Annotated in this window: 17 protein-coding genes; 6 read left to right on the top strand and 11 right to left on the bottom strand. The window is 72.7% G+C overall.

Going from position 1 to position 17,195, the window contains the following annotated elements; translation table 11 throughout:
• Window positions 1-63: 63 nt before the first annotated feature.
• Both ACQ95T_RS15830 and ACQ95T_RS15825 read right to left on the bottom strand, forming a co-directional pair.
• Window positions 64-1,716, bottom strand: a complete 1,653-nt coding sequence (locus ACQ95T_RS15830) for a sodium:solute symporter (protein WP_425943178.1) — start codon at window positions 1,714-1,716, stop codon at window positions 64-66.
• Window positions 1,716-2,159 carry a universal stress protein gene (locus ACQ95T_RS15825; protein WP_425943177.1) on the bottom strand — a complete coding sequence of 148 codons (444 nt, stop codon included), beginning with the start codon at window positions 2,157-2,159 and terminating at the stop codon, window positions 1,716-1,718. The genes ACQ95T_RS15830 and ACQ95T_RS15825 overlap by 1 nt, the downstream gene beginning before the upstream one ends.
• Window positions 2,160-2,355: 196 nt before the next feature.
• On the opposite strand from ACQ95T_RS15825, the gene ACQ95T_RS15820 reads away from it, so the two are divergent.
• Window positions 2,356-3,189: an MBL fold metallo-hydrolase gene (locus ACQ95T_RS15820; RefSeq protein ID WP_425943176.1), complete on the top strand. Its 834-nt coding sequence runs from the start codon at window positions 2,356-2,358 to the stop codon at window positions 3,187-3,189.
• A gap of 186 nt (window positions 3,190-3,375) precedes the next feature.
• On the top strand, window positions 3,376-4,998 hold the full coding sequence (gene groL / locus ACQ95T_RS15815) for a chaperonin GroEL (protein WP_425943175.1): 1,623 nt from the start codon (window positions 3,376-3,378) through the stop codon (window positions 4,996-4,998).
• Between the two features lie 118 nt (window positions 4,999-5,116).
• On the opposite strand, the gene ACQ95T_RS15810 is transcribed toward groL, so the two are convergent.
• The gene (locus ACQ95T_RS15810) at window positions 5,117-5,413 is read right to left on the bottom strand and encodes a WXG100 family type VII secretion target (RefSeq protein ID WP_425943174.1); all 297 of its coding nucleotides are present in this window, start codon (window positions 5,411-5,413) and stop codon (window positions 5,117-5,119) included.
• Window positions 5,414-5,648: 235 nt separating this feature from the next.
• On the opposite strand from ACQ95T_RS15810, the gene ACQ95T_RS15805 reads away from it, so the two are divergent.
• Both ACQ95T_RS15805 and ACQ95T_RS15800 read left to right on the top strand, forming a co-directional pair.
• Window positions 5,649-5,984: a YnfA family protein gene (locus ACQ95T_RS15805; RefSeq protein WP_431473087.1), complete on the top strand. Its 336-nt coding sequence runs from the start codon at window positions 5,649-5,651 to the stop codon at window positions 5,982-5,984.
• Window positions 5,981-6,820, top strand: coding sequence for a DUF4031 domain-containing protein (locus tag ACQ95T_RS15800; protein ID WP_425943172.1), 840 nt, complete (start codon window positions 5,981-5,983; stop codon window positions 6,818-6,820). The genes ACQ95T_RS15805 and ACQ95T_RS15800 overlap by 4 nt, the downstream gene beginning before the upstream one ends.
• A gap of 17 nt (window positions 6,821-6,837) precedes the next feature.
• Here ACQ95T_RS15800 and ACQ95T_RS15795 read toward each other — a convergent pair whose 3' ends face one another.
• The 8 genes from ACQ95T_RS15795 to ACQ95T_RS15760 all read right to left on the bottom strand — a co-directional run bounded on the left by ACQ95T_RS15795 (window position 6,838) and on the right by ACQ95T_RS15760 (window position 15,181).
• Window positions 6,838-7,539 carry a DNA alkylation repair protein gene (locus ACQ95T_RS15795; RefSeq protein ID WP_425943171.1) on the bottom strand — a complete coding sequence of 234 codons (702 nt, stop codon included), beginning with the start codon at window positions 7,537-7,539 and terminating at the stop codon, window positions 6,838-6,840.
• Window positions 7,529-8,209, bottom strand: a complete 681-nt coding sequence (locus ACQ95T_RS15790) for an HD domain-containing protein (protein ID WP_425943170.1) — start codon at window positions 8,207-8,209, stop codon at window positions 7,529-7,531. The genes ACQ95T_RS15795 and ACQ95T_RS15790 overlap by 11 nt, the downstream gene beginning before the upstream one ends.
• Before the next feature lie 145 nt (window positions 8,210-8,354).
• Window positions 8,355-8,960, bottom strand: coding sequence for a hypothetical protein (locus ACQ95T_RS15785; protein ID WP_425943169.1), 606 nt, complete (start codon window positions 8,958-8,960; stop codon window positions 8,355-8,357).
• Window positions 8,961-9,028: 68 nt separating this feature from the next.
• Entirely contained in the window at window positions 9,029-11,125 is a 2,097-nt protein-coding gene (locus ACQ95T_RS15780) for a HelD family protein (protein ID WP_425943168.1), read from the bottom strand.
• A gap of 210 nt (window positions 11,126-11,335) precedes the next feature.
• Window positions 11,336-12,319 carry a glycosyltransferase gene (locus tag ACQ95T_RS15775; RefSeq protein WP_431473846.1) on the bottom strand — a complete coding sequence of 328 codons (984 nt, stop codon included), beginning with the start codon at window positions 12,317-12,319 and terminating at the stop codon, window positions 11,336-11,338.
• Complete coding sequence (locus ACQ95T_RS15770; protein ID WP_431473086.1) at window positions 12,265-12,504, bottom strand: hypothetical protein; 240 nt, start codon at window positions 12,502-12,504, stop codon at window positions 12,265-12,267. The genes ACQ95T_RS15775 and ACQ95T_RS15770 overlap by 55 nt, the downstream gene beginning before the upstream one ends.
• A 16-nt stretch (window positions 12,505-12,520) precedes the next feature.
• A complete protein-coding gene (locus ACQ95T_RS15765) occupies window positions 12,521-13,804 on the bottom strand; it encodes an NAD-dependent epimerase/dehydratase family protein (RefSeq protein ID WP_425943166.1) in 1,284 nt (427 codons plus the stop codon).
• 96 nt (window positions 13,805-13,900) lie between these two features.
• Complete coding sequence (locus ACQ95T_RS15760) at window positions 13,901-15,181, bottom strand: S1C family serine protease (RefSeq protein ID WP_425943165.1); 1,281 nt, start codon at window positions 15,179-15,181, stop codon at window positions 13,901-13,903.
• A 285-nt stretch (window positions 15,182-15,466) separates the two neighbouring features.
• On the opposite strand from ACQ95T_RS15760, the gene ACQ95T_RS15755 reads away from it, so the two are divergent.
• Both ACQ95T_RS15755 and ACQ95T_RS15750 read left to right on the top strand, forming a co-directional pair.
• The gene (locus tag ACQ95T_RS15755; RefSeq protein WP_425943164.1) at window positions 15,467-16,432 is read left to right on the top strand and encodes a transporter substrate-binding domain-containing protein; all 966 of its coding nucleotides are present in this window, start codon (window positions 15,467-15,469) and stop codon (window positions 16,430-16,432) included.
• Window positions 16,433-16,442: 10 nt separating this feature from the next.
• Window positions 16,443-17,195, top strand: a complete 753-nt coding sequence (locus ACQ95T_RS15750; RefSeq protein WP_425943163.1) for an amino acid ABC transporter permease — start codon at window positions 16,443-16,445, stop codon at window positions 17,193-17,195.

Genomic DNA, 17,195 nt, shown 5'->3' with positions numbered 1-17,195 from the left:
CTCCTGCGGCTCAGGCCCGGCTCCGGCTCAGGCCCGGCTCCGGCTCAGGCCGGGTCCTCAGGCTCAGGCGTAGACGACCACGAGGAACGCCGTCAGCGCGAGCAGCCCGATGGACAGGAAGCGGTAGTTGGCCCAGAACGGGGTGCCCCGCAGCTCCTTGCTCTCCTCCGTCCAGTACTTCTTCTTCCAGGTCAGCTCGCCGGTCTTCGACTCGTCCGGAGAGGGGCCGAGCAGGCTGATCCCGAAGAGCATCAGGACCGAGAGCCCGAAGCTGATCCCCGCGGCGTAGAGGAACTGGATCGTCGGCTCCTCCGGCAGCACCTGGGTGACGATGAAGAGGGCCAGGCCCAGCGGCTGGAGGATCACGAGGGTGAGGAAGGCCGCGGTCGCGCTGATCCGCTTGGAGGCGATCCCGACGAGGAAGACGGCGACCACCGGGGGCACGAGGAAGGACAGCACCGACTGCAGGTACTGGTACAGCGTGTCGAACTGCGCGATGAACGGGGCCCAGACGATGGCCACCACCAGGGCGACGACGGTGGAGACCCGGCCGCTGAACACCAGGCGCCGCTGGGAGGTGTCCGGACGCAGGGTCTTGACGAAGTCCATCGTCACGATGGTGGAGGCGGAGTTGAGGATCGAGTCGACCGTCGAGGTGATCGCGGCGATGACGGCGGCCAGGATGAGCCCGCGGAGCCCGACCGGCAGCAGGTCGAAGACCAGCGTGGGGAAGACCGTGTCGGAGCTCTCCAGCTCGGGGTAGAGGGAGAGGGCCATGACGCCGGGCAGGATGAAGAGGAAGAGGAAGCTCAGCTTGATGAGGCCGGCGAGCAACGAGCCCCACCGGCCGTGGTCGAGCGAGCGGGCGCCGAGGGTGCGCTGGACGACGAGCTGGTTGGTGGTCCAGTAGTACAGACCGATGATCAGCACGCCGGTGATCAGGCCGGGCCACGGGAGGTCGGGGTGGTCGGCGGGCAGGATGAGGCTCATCTTCTCGTCGCCCGCGGTCTGCACGACGGCGTCCCAGGACTCGATGGCGTTGAAGGTGGCGATGAGGACGATGACCCCGCCGATGATCGTCACGGTCGCCTGGATCGAGTCGCTGATCATCACCGCGCCCAGCCCGCCGATCACCGTGTAGACGGCCGCGAGGATGGCCAGCACGGCCACCGAGACGATCATCGGGATGTCGGGGTAGAGCACCTTGACCACGACCGCACCGGCGAAGAGGGCGGCCGCCATGTCGATGAACATGTTGGCGAAGAGGTTGAAGCCCGCGAAGGCCATCCGGGAACGACGGTCGTAGCGGTTCTCGAGGTACTCGGGGAGCGTGAAGACCTTGGAGCGCAGGTAGAAGGGCAGGATGAAGAAGATGAAGATGACCAGGATGACCGCCGACATCCACTCGTAGGCGAAGATCGAGATGCCCTGGTCGTAGGCACCGCCGGCGAGGCCGACGAAGGTCGCGCCGGACATGTTGGTCGCGACCAGCGAGAGCCCGACGAAGGGCCAGATGAAGTTGCGACCACCCAGGAAGTAGTCCTCGGACTCGTCGGTCTCCTTCCCGCCCGCCTTGGCCTTCTTCTTCATCCGCGCGCTGGCCACGAGCGGGATGATCCGGCTCAGCACGAGGTAGCCGATGATGACGGCCAGGTCGAGGCCGGTGACGGTGAACTCGGGCATGCCACCCCCGGAGGTGGTCGAGGCTGGCAGCATCACTGCTCCTTCGAGGCGGGTCGGACGACGAGGACGTCGCAGGGGGCGTGGCGCAGGATGGTCTCGGCGTCGTCCCCGAGCAGGACGCGGGAGAAGGCGTTCAGGCCGCGGCTGCCGATGACGACCAGGTCGGCCCCGATCTCGTCCTGGACCCTGAGGACCTCGTGCGGCGGTCGGCCCAGGCGCAGGTGCGGCTCGGCCTCCAGACCCGCCCGTCGCACCGCGGCCACCTCGGCGTCGAGCACCGGGCGGGCCTCGTCCAGCAGGCGGCTGCGGTGCTGCTCGCCCAGCGGGCGCGGGGTGGTCCAGGGACTGGCCAGCGCCACGTGCACCACGTGCAGCTCGGCACCGGTGTACCGGGCCAGCTCGACCGCGCGCTCCCGGGCGAGCGCCGCGGTCGTCGAGCCGTCGGTGGCCAGCAGGATGCGCGCGGCGAACGTCATGGGAAGCTCCTCCGAGTCGAACGGTGCCGTCTGCGCGGCACCCTAGAGCGGATGTGTGACCCGCGCCACACGAACTACCGGGACCTGGCCCGCAGCGGGGCGCGCCCGGACCGGCGGGGTGCGCCATACCCGTCGGACCCGTATGACGGACCCCCGGGCGGAGGGGGCACGCACGCCCCGCCCGTAGAGTGGGGGCATGGCAGAAGTCACCTGGCGCAGCGTGGCGCCCGGGGTCTACGTCCGTCGGCACGAGGAGCTCAACCTCAACTGCGGGCTGGTCGTCGGCGACGACCGGGCCCTCCTCGTGGACACCCGCAGCTACCACCAGCACGGGGTGGAGCTGGCCGAGGCGGTCCGGGAGATCACGGACCTGGAGATCACGGTCGTGAACACCCACGCGCACTACGACCACTGCTTCGGCAACTCCGCCTTCCGCGACTCCCAGATCTACGCGCACGCCGGTGCGGTGGAGGACCTGCGCCGCACCGGTGAGCACCAGCGCGAGCAGATCGTGGCGCACATGCGGGCCACCCACCGGGAGGCGATCGCCGCGGACATCCTCGACACCGAGATCGTGCTGCCGTTCTACCTCGTGGAGCAGGACACCCCTCTCGACCTGGGCGGACGCTCCGTGGAGCTGCTCTTCTCCGGCCGTGGGCACACCGATCACGACCTGGCCGTGTCCGTGCCCGACGCGGGCGTCGTCTTCGCCGGCGACCTCGTGGAGGAGGGTGCCGACCCGATGATGGAGGACGCCTTCCCCCAGGAGTGGGCGCCCACGCTCGAGGCGCTCCTGGCCAAGCCCTCCGCCGGGGGGTCCGACGTCTGGGTCCCGGGGCACGGAGCCGTCGTCGACCGCGGCTTCGTCGAGGAGCAGGCGGCCCGGCTGGCCCACCTGGGGGAGCGCTTCGACGAGGTCCTGGCCGGCGGGCTGGCGGGGGTCGACGCGCTGGTGAGCGCGGGCCGCGGGCTCGGGCTGCAGGACCAGACGCTGCGCGACGCGGCGGTGCGGGCGCTCGAGCTGCGCTGAGGCATTTGCACTCGGAGGGGTCGAGTGCTAATCATGGACCTAGCACTCTCGACGTGAGAGTGATAAGACCGACCGGCAGTGTCGAGGGTCGGGAGCCCGGGCGACGTGAGCCCGAGGGGACCGGCCCGTCCGTCGCGGGCGACACCGCGGGTCAACCGCCCATCAGCGTGTGGAGGACAGACCACGATGGCCAAGACCATTGCATTCGACGAGGAGGCCCGGCGCGGGCTCGAGAAGGGTATGAACACCCTGGCCGACGCCGTGAAGGTGACGCTCGGCCCCAAGGGCCGCAACGTCGTGCTCGAGAAGAAGTGGGGTGCGCCCACCATCACCAACGACGGTGTGAGCATCGCCAAGGAGATCGAGCTGGAGGACCCCTACGAGAAGATCGGCGCCGAGCTGGTCAAGGAGGTCGCCAAGAAGACCGACGACGTCGCCGGTGACGGCACCACCACCGCGACCGTCATCGCCCAGGCGATGGTCCGCGAGGGCCTGCGCAACGTCGCCGCCGGCGCCAACCCGATGGCGCTCAAGCGCGGCATCGAGGTGGCCGTCCGCGCCGTCAACGACGAGCTGCTCAGCATGGCCAAGCCGGTGGAGACCAAGGAGCAGATCGCGCAGTCCGCGTCCATCTCCGCGGCCGACACCGAGATCGGCGGCATGATCGCCGAGGCCATGGACAAGGTCGGCAACGAGGGTGTCATCACCGTCGAGGAGTCGAACACCTTCGGTCTGGAGCTGGAGCTCACCGAGGGCATGCGCTTCGACAAGGGCTACATCTCGCCCTACTTCGTCACCGACACCGACCGGATGGAGGCCGTCCTGGAGGACGCCTACGTCCTGGTCGTCAACTCCAAGATCTCCTCGGTCAAGGACCTGCTGCCCCTCCTGGAGAAGGTCATGCAGTCCGGCAAGCCGCTGGCGATCATCGCCGAGGACGTCGAGGGCGAGGCCCTGGCGACCCTGGTGGTCAACAAGATCCGTGGCAACTTCAAGTCGGTCGCCGTCAAGGCCCCCGGCTTCGGCGACCGCCGCAAGGCCATGCTCGGCGACATCGCCATCCTCACCGGTGGCCAGGTCATCTCCGAGGAGGTCGGCCTCAAGCTCGAGACCGCCGACCTGGACCTGCTGGGCTCGGCCCGCAAGGTCGTGGTGACCAAGGACGAGACCACGATCGTCGAGGGCGGCGGCGACGCCGACCAGATCGCCGGTCGCGTGTCCCAGATCCGCACCGAGATCGAGAACAGCGACTCCGACTACGACCGCGAGAAGCTGCAGGAGCGCCTGGCCAAGCTGGCCGGCGGCGTGGCGGTCATCAAGGCCGGCGCGGCGACCGAGGTCGAGCTCAAGGAGCGCAAGCACCGCATCGAGGACGCCGTCCGCAACGCCAAGGCCGCGGTCGAGGAGGGCATCGTCGCCGGTGGTGGCGTGGCGCTCATCCAGGCCTCCAGCGCCTTCGAGGGGCTGACCCTGGAGGGTGACGAGGCGACCGGCGCGAACATCGTCAAGGTCGCCATCGAGGCGCCGCTGAAGCAGATCGCCATCAACGCCGGCCTCGAGGGTGGCGTCGTCGCGGAGAAGGTGCGCAACCTGACCCCCGGCGAGGGCCTCAACGCGGCCACCGGCGAGTACGGCGACATGCTGAAGTTCGGCGTCGCCGACCCGGTCAAGGTGACCCGGTCCGCCCTGCAGAACGCCGCCTCCATCGCGGCCCTCTTCCTGACCACCGAGGCCGTCATCGCCGACAAGCCGGAGAAGGCTCCGGCCATGCCGGCCGGCGACGGTGGCATGGGTGGCATGGACTTCTGACCCACCCGGGTCGGAGCACAGCGCGCCCGCGTTCCTCGCGGGCGGTCATCGCACCGACGGGGCGGTCCCTCCCAGCGAGGGGCCGCCCCGTCGGCGTGCGTGCAGGGGGTCGACGGCCTCAGCCCGTCTGGAAGCGCATCCGGTTGGTCTGCTCGACCAGCTCGTAGTCCTGGCCGGCCGTGCGCAGGGTCGTGGAGATCTGCTGCAGCGAGGAGCGGACCCGCTCCTGGGTGGCGCTCCAGTCCTGGGTGACCGTCTGGAAGCCGGCGGACGCCGACCCCTGCCAGCAGTCCTGGAGCGCGGTCAGCTTGCCCATCATCGCGCGCACCTCGGCCTCGATCGTGGCCGAGATCCGCTCGATGTCGCCGGAGGCGGCGGCGATCCGCGCGGTGTCGACGGCGAACGTGTTGCTCATGGGTGTCCCTCCTCGTCGTGGCGGCCGGTCGGCCCCCTCGACCCCGACGGTAGGCCCGATGACCGCGAGGCCCGGCGAGTTGTCCACAGCTCCCCGGGCCTGCGCCCCACCTCCCCCCGCACCTGCGTCCGGCCGGCCCGGCGCCATACCCCCTCGGCCCCGCCCCACCTGCCGCTCGCCCCCCGGACCCGCGTGCGCGACGCCACACCCCTCGCCCCCGGTAGTCTCGGACGCCATGACCGGACGCTCGATCGCCCTCTTCGCCCTCGCGGCGCTGCTGGAGATCGGTGGTGCCTGGCTGGTGTGGCAGGGGATCAAGGAGCACCGGGGGTGGCTTTTCGTGGGGGTCGGGGTGGTCAGCATGGGTCTGTACGGGGTGGTCGCCGCGTTCCAGCCGGACGCGCACTTCGGCCGGGTCCTGGCCGCCTACGGCGGGGTCTTCATCGTCGGGTCGCTGCTGTGGGGGGTGGTGGCCGACGGCTTCCGGCCCGACCGCTGGGACGTCCTCGGCGCGCTGACCTGCCTCGTGGGGGTCGCGCTGATCATGTACGCCCCCCGGCCGGTGGCATGACCGTCTACCTGGACCCGCCCCTGTGGCCCGCCCACGGACGGCACTTCTCCCACCTCATCAGCGACTCCTCCCTGGCCGAGCTGCACGCCTTCGCGCGCGCGGTCGGCCTGCCCGAGCGCGCCTTCGAGGGCGACCACTACGACGTCCCCGAGGAGCGGTATGCCGCCCTCGTCGCCGCGGGTGCGGTGCCGGTGCCGGCCACGGAGCTGGCGCGCCGGCTGCGGGACAGCGGGCTGCGCTTCCGCAAGCGGCGGGGGGAGCGCCCGCTGGCGCGGGTGGAGAACGGCCTGTCGACGGCCACGTCGGCGCCCCACGTCCTGGACGTGGTCGCCTCCGGCCTGGAGCAGACGCAGGCCGGCGCCGCGGTCGTCCTCGTGCGTGCGCAGCAGTGGATGGCACTGGTGCGCAACGCCTCCCGTCCCGGATGGTCACCGCCCGGCGGCAAACGGGAGCGCGGGGAGAGCGTCCGGGAGGGGGCCGTGCGGGAGGTGGTCGAGGAGACCGGGCTGGTGCTGGAGACCAATGCGCTGGTGGCGGTGGGCTACGAGCGCATCACCGTGCCCGACGGGGTCGATCCGCGTCCGTTCGAGACCGGGGTGAACCATCTGCAGGTGTTCGGGGCGGTGGTGGCCCCGCGGTCCGACGGCCGGTCGAGGGCCGACCGGTCCGCACCGGGGGGACCGGGTACGGTCCCGGCCCCGGACGGCCTGCCGGTGCTGCGGCCCGACCTGGACGACGTGCTGGAGGCCGGGTGGTTCACCCGCCGGGACGCCGTGGAGCTGGCCGGGCACGAGCCGTGGTGGCCGCTGGTGGACTGGTGGTGGGAGCGGGGCTGACGTCCTACGCCGCCTGCTCAGAGGTGCTTGGCGGCCTCACGCCTCGTCAGGCCGCTCAGCCCGTCGCCGTGGCGTGCGAGCACCGCGAGCACCCAGGCTGGGTCGGTCCGGGCGTGCTCCCTCAGCGCCCAGCCCAGGGCCTTGCGCACGAAGAACTCGCCTCCGAAGGGGGAGTCCTGGAGGTTGGCCGCGACGCACCGCTCGAGCAGGGCGGTGTCGGTGGCCTCCCGGTGCTTGAGCTGGGACAGGATCGCCACTCTCCGGAGCCAGAGGTCCTCCCCGGTGGCCCAGTCGTCCATGAGGGGGGTGACGGCGTCCCGGTACGTCAGCAGGACCGGCCCGACGAGCCGGGTCGCGACCGTGTCCACGAGGTCCCACCAGGCGCCGGTCACCGCGAGGTGCCGGTGCAGGGGGAGCACGTCGGGGTCCTGCCACCCGCGGGCGGAGCGGTGCTGCGCGAGGGCGAGCGCGGCATACCTCTCCTCGCGGTGCGTCGCGCCGTCCCAGAGCTCCCGGACGGTCGCCTCCCAGGTCCTGCGGTTGGCCGGCGCCCACGCCCGCAGCAACGGACGCAGGAGGCCCCGCAGCTCGGGCGCGGTGATGCCGTGGAAGGGCATGGCCGATTTCATGTAGGACTGCTGCCCGGCGGCCCGTCCGGGTTCGCCGGCGGCGGCCAGGGCCGACCGCAGCTGGGCGACCAGCGCCGCGTCAGGCCCCACGGTCCAGCTCCGCGAGCTCGCCGCGCAGGTTGGCCCGTGCCCGGGCCGTCCAGCGCTCGTGGGCGTGCGCGGTGCGGTAGAGGCGGTCCCGGGCGCTGAAGGCCTGCAGCACCTCGGCCCGTCCGGTGCGGAAGGCGGCGTCGGGGACCGAGGCGTGCTCCTGCCGGACCTGCGCGCGGTAGGCGGCGTAGCGGCCGGGAGGCGCGGACAGGATCCACAGGTCGGCGTCGTGCACCGCCGCCTGCACCGCCGGGTGCCGCGCGTCCGCCCGGACCTCGTGGGTGGCCGTCATGAGCACCCCCGCCTCGACGGCGTCCACCACGACGTCGTCGGCCCCCAGGTGGTGCAGGTGGTCACGGGCCAGGGTGGCGCTGCGGTGCTCGTTGCTGCCCGGGGCGGCGCGGGGGTCGTAGGCCAGGTCGTGGTACCACGCCACGGTGCGTGCGACCAGCGCGTCCTCGGGGGCCAGCGGGACGGCGGCCTCGAGCTCGTCGAGGGCGGCCAGCATCTCCGCGAGGTGCTCGCCGGTGTGGTAGCGGCGGTGCGGCTCGGTCCACCCGGCCAGCAGCCGGGAGCCCTCGCCCAGCCACCGGTCGCGCCCGGCGTCCGGTGCCAGCACGGCGGCGTCGAGCAGCCAGCGGTCGAGCAGGGCCTCGGGGTCCGGCGTCATGGTCGTCAGCCTGCCACGGCGGGTGCGGGGCCGGGACCCCGCCGGCGGGCGAGGGCCACGGTGCTGCAGGCGTCGGTGGACCACGGCGCGGACGGCGACGGCGACCGCGGCGGGTGCCGGGTCGCCGTCGACGGTGCCGGGCCGGTCAGCGCTTGATGAGCGACTCCGCGAGGTCGGCCAGGGTGTCGGCGAGGTCCTCGCGCGCGTCGTGGGCGCTGCTGAGCAGGCCCTTGACGCCCTTCTCCGCCTTGTGCGAACCGGAGCCGACCGCGCCGGTGACCCCGGAGGCGACCGCGCCGGCGGCCCCGGTGACGCCGCCCGCGACCGCCTCGGCCGCGTGCTTGGTGCCGGAGAGGAAGGACTGCATCGCCAGCGTGAGACCGGCACCGACGAGCCAGACGTCCTTGGCCACCGCAGTGCCCTCCTGGGTCGGCCGGATGCCGTCGTCCTGGGTCATGCCGGGGGTGTTCAGGTACATGCCGACCAGGCCTGCGCCGAAGGCGGTGAGCGCCCCTCCGGCGACCGCGGAGGGGACGGTGGGCAGCAGCAGGAGAGCGCCCACGCCGATCTCGCCGTAGCCCAGGAGCTTGGTGAAGTCGGCGGGCTTCATGTCCTTGAACACCGGGTAGACGCTGGAGGCCCAGCCGTGCATCTGCTCGGCGGCCTCCTCGTCGGCCTTGAGCTTGGTGAGCCCGGAGTTGACGATGAAGGCGCCGGTGGTCAGCCGCAGCGGGACGTGGGTGGGGTGCATGGTTGCTCCTTGTCGGTGGGGTGGTTCGTCTGGTCCCACGGTATGCCGTGCCCCGGCCGGGTGCGACCTCACCCCTGCCGCAGGGGGGCGGGCAGCGGTCGCGCGTGCACGACCGTCAGGCCGCTGACCGCCCGGGTCAGCACGACGTAGAGCCGGCGCAGGCCGCTGCGCAGGTCCGGCTCGGCGGCGGCGATGTCGGCCGGCTCCACCACGACGACCTGGTCGAACTCCAGGCCCTTGGCCACCGTTGCCGGGACCAGGTGCACCGGCAGCAGCCGCTCCTCGGCGTGCTCGCCGTCGAGCACCTCGTGCTCCAGCCCGGCGACGGTCAGGGCGGCGGCGACCCGGTCGACCCAGGCGTCGGGCACGACGACCCCGACGGTGCCCTCGTCCTGGGCCGCCGCGGCGACCGCGGCGACGGTGCCGGCCACCGCGTCGGGCACCTGCAGGACGTCCAGCCGTCCGGGGTCGGTGCGCACCGACTCCGGAGCCGCCAGACCCGGCGCGACGTGCGGAAGCAGGCGGGCGGCATACCCGATGACCGAGGCGGGCACGCGGAAGCCTCGGACGAGGACCTCCAGGTGGGTCCCGTCGGCGTGCGGGTCCTTTCCCAGGTGGGTGAGCGACTCCTCCCAGCTGTCCGTCGACCAGGGGGTGGTGCCCTGGGCGATGTCCCCCAGCACGGTGAGCGACCCGGTGGCGGCGCGCCGGCCGACGGCCCGCAGCTGCATCGGGGAGAGGTCCTGGGCCTCGTCGAGCACCACGTGGCCCAGGCTCGGGGTCCGCTCGAGCAGGTCGGCGACCTCGTCCAGCAGCGCCAGGTCGGCCACGCTCCACCGCGCCGAGCCCGGTGAACGGGGCGGCCGGGCCCACACCACGTCCTGCTGGTCCGGCGCGAGGCCGTCGCCCGTGCCGAGGACGCCGGCGAGGACGGACCCGGGGGTCAGCTGCGGCCAGACCTGCTTCACGTACGCCCTGACCGGGGCCGAGCGGGCGACGGCGTCCTGGACGCGGTCGTCGGGGGAGTCGCCGGCCCGCTCCATCTCCAGCAGGACGGCGTGGGCCAGCCGGTGGGGCAGCATGGCGCGCGCCGCGGCGTAGCGCACGCCCCGGGTGCGCAGCTCGTCGAGGATGTCCTGGACCTGGGAGGCCGGGAGGCGCCAGCGGCGCGACCCCCGGGGCACGACCAGCGCCTCGGGAGCCGGACGCACGGAGGACCAGACCGCGTCGGAGAGGACCTGGGCCATCCGGGCCTCGCCCTTGAGCCGGGCCACGTGGGCGGGGTCGGCCGCGCGGACGGGGGCGTGGGCGAGCAGCTCCTCGACGGTGGTGTGCCGCACGGTGATCTCACCGAGGGAGGGCAGGACCGCGCCGACGTGCTCGAGGAAGGCGCGGTTCGGCCCCACGACGAGGACCCCGGAGCGGGCCAGCCGCTCGCGGAAGGCGTAGAGGAGCCAGGCCGCCCGGTGCAGGCCCACGGCGGTCTTGCCGGTGCCGGGGGCGCCCTGGACGCAGATAGTGGTGGAGACGTCGGCGCGCACGATCTCGTCCTGCTCGGGCTGGATGGTCGCGACGATGTCGCGCATCGGTCCGATGCGGGGGCGTTCGATCTCGCGGGCCAGGAGGGCGCTCCGGCCCGTTCCGCCGGCGTCCGGGTCGCCCGGGCCGGTGTCCGCAGGGGTCAGCCACTCGTCCTCCAGCGCCGTGATCTGCCCGCCCTCCACGCCGAAGCGACGGCGTCGCCGCACGCCCATCGGCTGGGTCGGCCCCGCCCGGTAGAACGGCGTCGAGACCCCGGCCCGCCAGTCGACGACGACCGGGTCGCCCGACGCGTTCGTGACGTGGCGGCGGCCGATGTAGAGCCTGTCCTCGCCGACGGCTCCCTCGGTGTCGATGCGTCCGAAGAACAGCGTGGTGCGGGGGTCGTCCTGCAGGGCCCGGGCCCGCAACCAGAGGGTGTGCGCCAGGGCGTCGCCGGCGATCGCGTCGCCGGCGTCGGCACCGAGTGAGAGGGTGTGCTCCCGCATCCGGGCCAGCTCGGCGCGGGCGAGGGCCAGGTGGGCGCGCTCGGCGGCGAGCTCGTCCGCGGGGGCGGAGACCGGCTCAGAGGTCGCGGAGGTCGCGGAGGTCGGGGGAAGACGCGGGGGAGGTGGCGGAGCAGGCACGACGAGACCTCGGGAAGGAGGGGGAGCACGACGATACACCCGGCCGGCGGGTCCGGGAGGCCTGTGCAGGAAAGGTGCCCTGGCACGCGACACGCCGCAGCGGCGGTGGCACGGTGCGCGACACGCCGGGGCTGCGGGGCACGCGGCACACGCGGCACGCGACACGCCGCAGCGGCGGTGGCACGGTGCGCGACACGCCGGGGCTGTGGGTCAGGGGTGGCGGGCGCGCAGGAGCCGGGGCACCGGGGCGCGGCCCTGGTGCCGTTCGACCGCCAGCTCGTAGTCGCGGACGAGCGACTCGGTCGCGGCGCGCCAGGAGTGCGTCTCGGCGTCGTCGCGGGCGGCCCGCCCCATCCGCCTGCGCAGGTCGGGGTCGGTCACCAGCGTGCGCAACCGCTCGGTGAGGGCGTCCGCGTCGCCCGGCGGCACGAGGAAGCCGGTGCGCCCCTCGTCGACCACGAAGGGGATCCCGCCGGCGTCGGCCCCGACGACCGGCACGCCGCTGGCCATCGACTCCAGCGCGACCAGCCCCAGCGTCTCGGTGGTGGAGGGGAAGGCGAACACGTCGGCCGAGGCGTAGGCCGCCGCCAGGTCGGCCCCGCCGAGGTAGCCGGTGAACACCGTCGGCGTCCCGGCGAACATCCGCTCCAGCTCGGCCCGGCCCGGACCCGAGCCGACGAACGCCAGCCGGGCGCCGGCCCCGGCGAGCCGCCGGAGCGGTTCGAGGAGCTGGTCCAGATCCTTCTCCCGGGACAGCCGGCCGACGTAGAGGATGAGCGGTGAGTCCGGCTTCCCCCCGGTGAGGCGGCGCCGCATCTCCTGGGTCCGGGCGCCGGGGTGGTAGACGCGGGTGTCCACCGCCTTGGGCCACAGGTCCACCTCGCGGATGCCGACCTGTCGGGCGCGCTCGACCATCTGTCCCGACGTGCACAGGTTGACCTCGGCCAGGTTGTGCATCCCGGTGATCCACGCCTGCGAGGGTGCCCGCAGCGCCGACAGTCCGAGCCGGGTCGTGTAGGAGGGCACGTCGGTGTGGAAGCTGGCCAGCAGGGGCAGGTTGCGCCGCCGGGCCGAGACCACGCCGTAGGCCGCCAGCCACACCGGGTTGACCGCGTGCACCACGTCGGGCTGGAAGGCCATCATCTCCCGGCGATCCGCGCCGTCGGCAGTCCCACCTTGATCTCGGGGTACCAGGGGCGGAAGGACACCGACCGCACCTTGACGACGCGGTGGGGCCCGTAGCTCTCCGGCGGGTCCCCCGGCGCGAAGACCAGCGCGGTGTGCCCCAGGTCGGTCAGCTGGTCGAGGGTGCGGGTGATGCGGGTGACGACCCCGTCGACCTTGGGCAGGAAGACCTCGGTGAAGAGCGCGACGCGCACGGGGGTATGCCGTCGCTCAGGCGGACCGGGGGGCGGTCGCCGGAGCAGGGACCGCGCCGTCAGTCCCCTGGACGGCCTGCGGCGGGGCGGGGGCGGGGCCGCGGGAGGTGGGCACGCCCGGCTGCTGCTGGCGGGTCCACACCGAGGTGCACGGGATCGCGTCCAGGTCGGCCCGGTCGGCGTAGCGGCGTGCCACGTCCTCGACCTCCAGGAGCAGCCCCTCCTCCAGGAGGGTGGGCTCCAGCCCCAGGTCGAGGAAGGTGTCGTTGCTCACGTGCAGCTCGTTCTCCGGCGCCTCGGAGCGGGGGTTGGGGACCAGCTCGACGGTGGCTCCGCTGATCCGGGCGACGAGGTCGGCGAGGTCGCGCACCCGGTGGGTCTGGGTCATCTGGTTGAAGATCTTGACCCGGTCGCCGCGCGCCGGTGGGTTCTCCAGCGCGATCTGCACGCACCGCACCATGTCGCGGATGTGGATGAAGGCCCGGGTCTGCCCACCGGTGCCGTGCACGGTGAGCGGGTAGCCCACCGCTGCCTGCATGAGGAAGCGGTTGAGCACCGTGCCGTAGTCGCCGTCGTAGTCGAACCTGTTGATCAGCCGTTCGTCGCGCAGCGTCTGGTCGGTGTGCGTGCCCCAGACGATCCCCTGGTGCAGGTCGGTGATCCGCAGCTGGTCGTTCTTGGCGTAGTAGGCGAAGAGCTGCTGGTCGAGGCACTTGGTCATGTGGTAGATGGACCCCGGGTTGGTCGGGTAGAGCATCTGCACGCTGACACGGTCCCCGTCCGCCCCACCCTCGGGGACCACCTCCACGTCCAGGTAGCCCTCCGGGATCTTCATCCCGGCCGTGCCGTAGCCGTAGACGCCCATCGTGCCCAGGTGGACCAGGTGGGTGTCCAGACCGGACTCGACGAGGGCGCAGAGCAGGTTGTGGGTCGCGTTGGTGTTGTTGTCGACCGTGTAGCGCTTGTGCGCCGGCGACTTCATCGAGTAGGGGGCGGCCCGCTGCTCGGCGAAGTGCACGACCGCGTCCGGGCGCTCGGTGAGGAGCAGGTCCAGGAGAGCGTCGTAGTCCTGGGCGACGTCGACCTCGACGAAGCGGATCTCCCGGCCGCCCACCTGCTCCCAGGCCGACAGCCGTTCCTGGGGGGAGGCGATCGGCGTCAGCGAGGAGGCCCCGAGCTCTTCGTCGATCCGCCGGCGGGAGAGGTTGTCGACGATGACGACGTCGTGACCGAGGTCGGACAGGTGCAGGGACGCGGGCCAGCCGCAGAACCCGTCACCGCCCAGGACGGCGATCTTCACGTGAGCACTCCTTGTCGCAGGGTCGCCGCGGCACTACAGGCGGCCTCGTGAGCGTATCAACGCCCTGCGGCGGCGGAGCGCGACGACCCGGGCGGGTCAGCCCTGGTCGGGGCGGGTGGCCAGGGTGACGGTCACCTGCAGACGCTCGCCGTCGCGGACGACGTCGAGCTCGACCTCCTCGCCGGACGCGCGCTCGCGGACCTGGCCGACGAGGGCGATGGCCGAGGGGACCTGCTCCCCGTCGATGGCGACCACGAGGTCGTCGTCCTCGATCCCGGCGCCGGCCGCCGGCGAACCGGGCTCCACCTGGCTGACCTGGGCGCCGGTGAGGGCGGCCCCGTCGATCTCGGCGGCACCGTCGCGCAGACCGACGCCCAGGAAGGCGTGCTCGGCCGTCCCGTCCGCGATGAGCTGGTCGGCGATCACCCGCACCTTGGTCGCGGGGATGGCGAACCCGATGCCGATCGAGCCGGCCTGCGACTGCCCGGCTGCGGGTAGCGCGGCGATCGAGGAGTTGATGCCGACGAGCTCGCCGGCGGCGTTGACCAGGGCTCCGCCCGAGTTGCCGGGGTTGATCGCGGCCGAGGTCTGGATCGCGTTGGTCACGACCTCCGTGGCCACCGGGGCACCGCCGGGCGTGGTGCCCGTGGCCTGGGTGGTGACCGGCCGGTCGAGGGCGCTGACGATGCCGGTCGTCACGGTGCCGGACAGCCCCAGGGGGTTGCCGATCGCCATCACGGGGTCGCCCACCGCCAGGACGCCGTCGTCCCCCACACGCACCGGCTCCAGGCCGGCCGGAGCGTTCTCCAGCGCCAGGACGGCCAGGTCGCTGGAGGGGTCCTGGCCCACCACCGAGGCTTGGTAGCGCCGACCGTCGGAGAGGACGACCTGGACCTGCTCGGCGCTGCCCACGACGTGGGCGTTGGTCACCACGTGCCCCTCGGTGTCCCAGACCACGCCCGACCCCGAGCCCTGACCCTGCCGGCCGACCACGTCGATCGAGACCACCCCCGGGGTCACCGAGGAAGCGACCGCGGCCCAGTCCTGGTCTCCGGCGAAGGAGACCGTGGTGCCGTCGGCGGCACCGTCCTCCTCGGGCGCGGACGTCGGGTCCTGGGCCGCCGACACGGCGTCCGCGCTCGTCGACGGTGCGGGGGCCGGGTCACCGGCGTCGGTGGCCTGCACCACGGCATACGTCCCGCCGGAGGCCAGCACGGCCGAGAGCAGGCTGGCCGCCACGACGTCCCCCCAGCGACGCCCGCCGCGGTCCCGCACGCCCCCCGGAGGCGCTGTCCCGGGTCCCCCGGCCGTGGCGCGGTGGGCGCTGGCGGCGTCGGTGGGGGTGTGCGGGCGCAGGTCGTCGTGGGGCGTGGTCATGGTCCCAGGAGACCATCCGCCGGTGGACCCTGCCTGGAGATCTCCTGGACGTTCCCTGGGCGTGAGGGGTCACGGAGCGGTCGCGTCCAGGTTGCTATCGCATAACGATGCGTGATCCCGGCCGTCGTGAGGCGTGCTGACGGTTGAGACGTCACCGGTCCTCTGGCACGGTCGAGGAGTTACCAGCCAGTCCAATCGGGGCGACCTGTTCCCCGCGTACTCGCACATCCGTGAGCGCGGCGGGGAGGCATGTGCCTCGTCCAACCGAAAGGACCGTGGTCGACCATGACCCAGCACACCATCGCGACCGGCGGCACGACCGCCCGGCGTCGCGTCTCCTTCATCGCGGCCGTGGCGGCCGCCGGCCTCGGCCTTGCAGCCTGCGGCGACGGCGACGGCGACGGCGGGAGCGCCGGCGGCGACGCCGAGGAGGCGTCCACGCTCGAGCGGCTCCAGGAGGAGGGCACCATCAAGGTGGCCTTCGCCGGGGAGATCCCCTACAGCTACGAGGAGGACGGTGAGCTCACCGGCGCCACGATCGCCCTCGACCGGAAGATCTTCGCCGCGATGGGCATCGACGAGGTCGACGGCCAGCTCGTCGAGTGGGACGCGCTCATCCCGGGGCTCAACGCCGGTGAGTACGACGCCGTGTCCGCAGGCATGTCGATCCTGCCGGACCGCTGCGAACGGGCCGCCTTCGCCGAGCCCACGATCATGTACACCAGCACCCTCATGGTCCCCGAGGGCAACCCGGAGGGGCTGAGCGACTTCGCCAGCTTTGAGGGCTCGGACCTCACGCTCGCCGTGCAGTCCGGGGCGATCGAGCAGGGTTACGCCAGCGACATCGGCCTAGAGAACACCATGACGGTCAACTCGGCGCAGGACGGCATGGACGCGGTGTCCAACGGTCGCGCCGACGCCTTCGCGCTGACCAACATCACGCTCTCCACGATGGCGGAGGAGAACCCCGACGCGGGCGTGGAGACCACCGGCGGCTTCGTCGCCGAGATCGACGGGGTCAAGCAGATCAGCGCCGGCTCGACCGTCTTCCGCCCGGAGGACACCGAGCTGCTCGAGGCCTACAACGAGGAGCTGGCCAACATCGTCGGCGACTCTGCCGGCTTCGAGGAGGTCGTCGGCGAGTTCGGCTTCACCGACGCCGAGCGTCCGCCGGAGGGTCTGACGGCCCAGATGCTCTGCGACGGTGACCTGGAGGCCGCCAACGAGGCTGCGGACCAGGCCGGCGAGTGAGACCTCGCCCGTGACCGAGTTCGTCACCGACCTCGGCACGGTCCTGCCGCGGCTGCTCGGCGAGGGTCTTCGGGACACCCTCGTCGCCTTCCTCGGCGGGACCGTGCTGATGCTCGCGGTCGCCCTGGTGCTGGGCCTGGCCCTGCACCAGGGCCCGCGGTGGCTCCGGGTGTTCGCGCGCGTGGTCGTCGAGTTCTTCCGCGGCACCTCGCTGGTCGTCCAGCTCTTCTTCCTCTTCTACGTCATCCCCACCCTGACCGGGCTGGACATCGGCTCGACGTGGACCGCGATCCTGGCCCTGGGCCTGAACTACGGCGCCTACGGCGCCGAGGTCGTCCGGGGGTCGCTGAACGCGGTGCCCCAGGGGCAGTGGGAGACCGCGACCGCGCTGTCGATGCCGTGGGGCACGACGATGCGCCGGGTCATCTGGCCCCAGGCGTGGGCCCTGATGCTGCCCGGCATCAACAACCTCGCGGTCATGCTCGTCAAGGGCACGGCCGTCGTCGGTCTGGTGCTGCTCAACGACCTCACCTTCGAGGCCGACCAGGCGCGGCGCGAGGTGGGCACGTGGCCGGCCTTCGTCGCGGCGCTGTTCATCTACTTCGCCATCGCCTGGCTCGTCTCGCTGGTGCTCCGCCAGATGGAGGCCCGCGCCCAGCGGCGTCTCGGACTGGGCGACTTCGAGATCCGCAAGGCCCGCAAGGACGCCGACCGGGTCCTGGCCGGAGCCACCGCCCCGGGCGGATCGACGGGAACGAGGTGA

The sequence above is a fragment of the Ornithinimicrobium carbonis genome (genome assembly GCF_050703245.1).
Classification (GTDB): Bacteria; Actinomycetota; Actinomycetes; order Actinomycetales; family Dermatophilaceae; genus Ornithinicoccus.
Note: the sequence above shows the minus strand (reverse complement) of the source record. Positions and strands in the feature narration are given on the sequence as shown.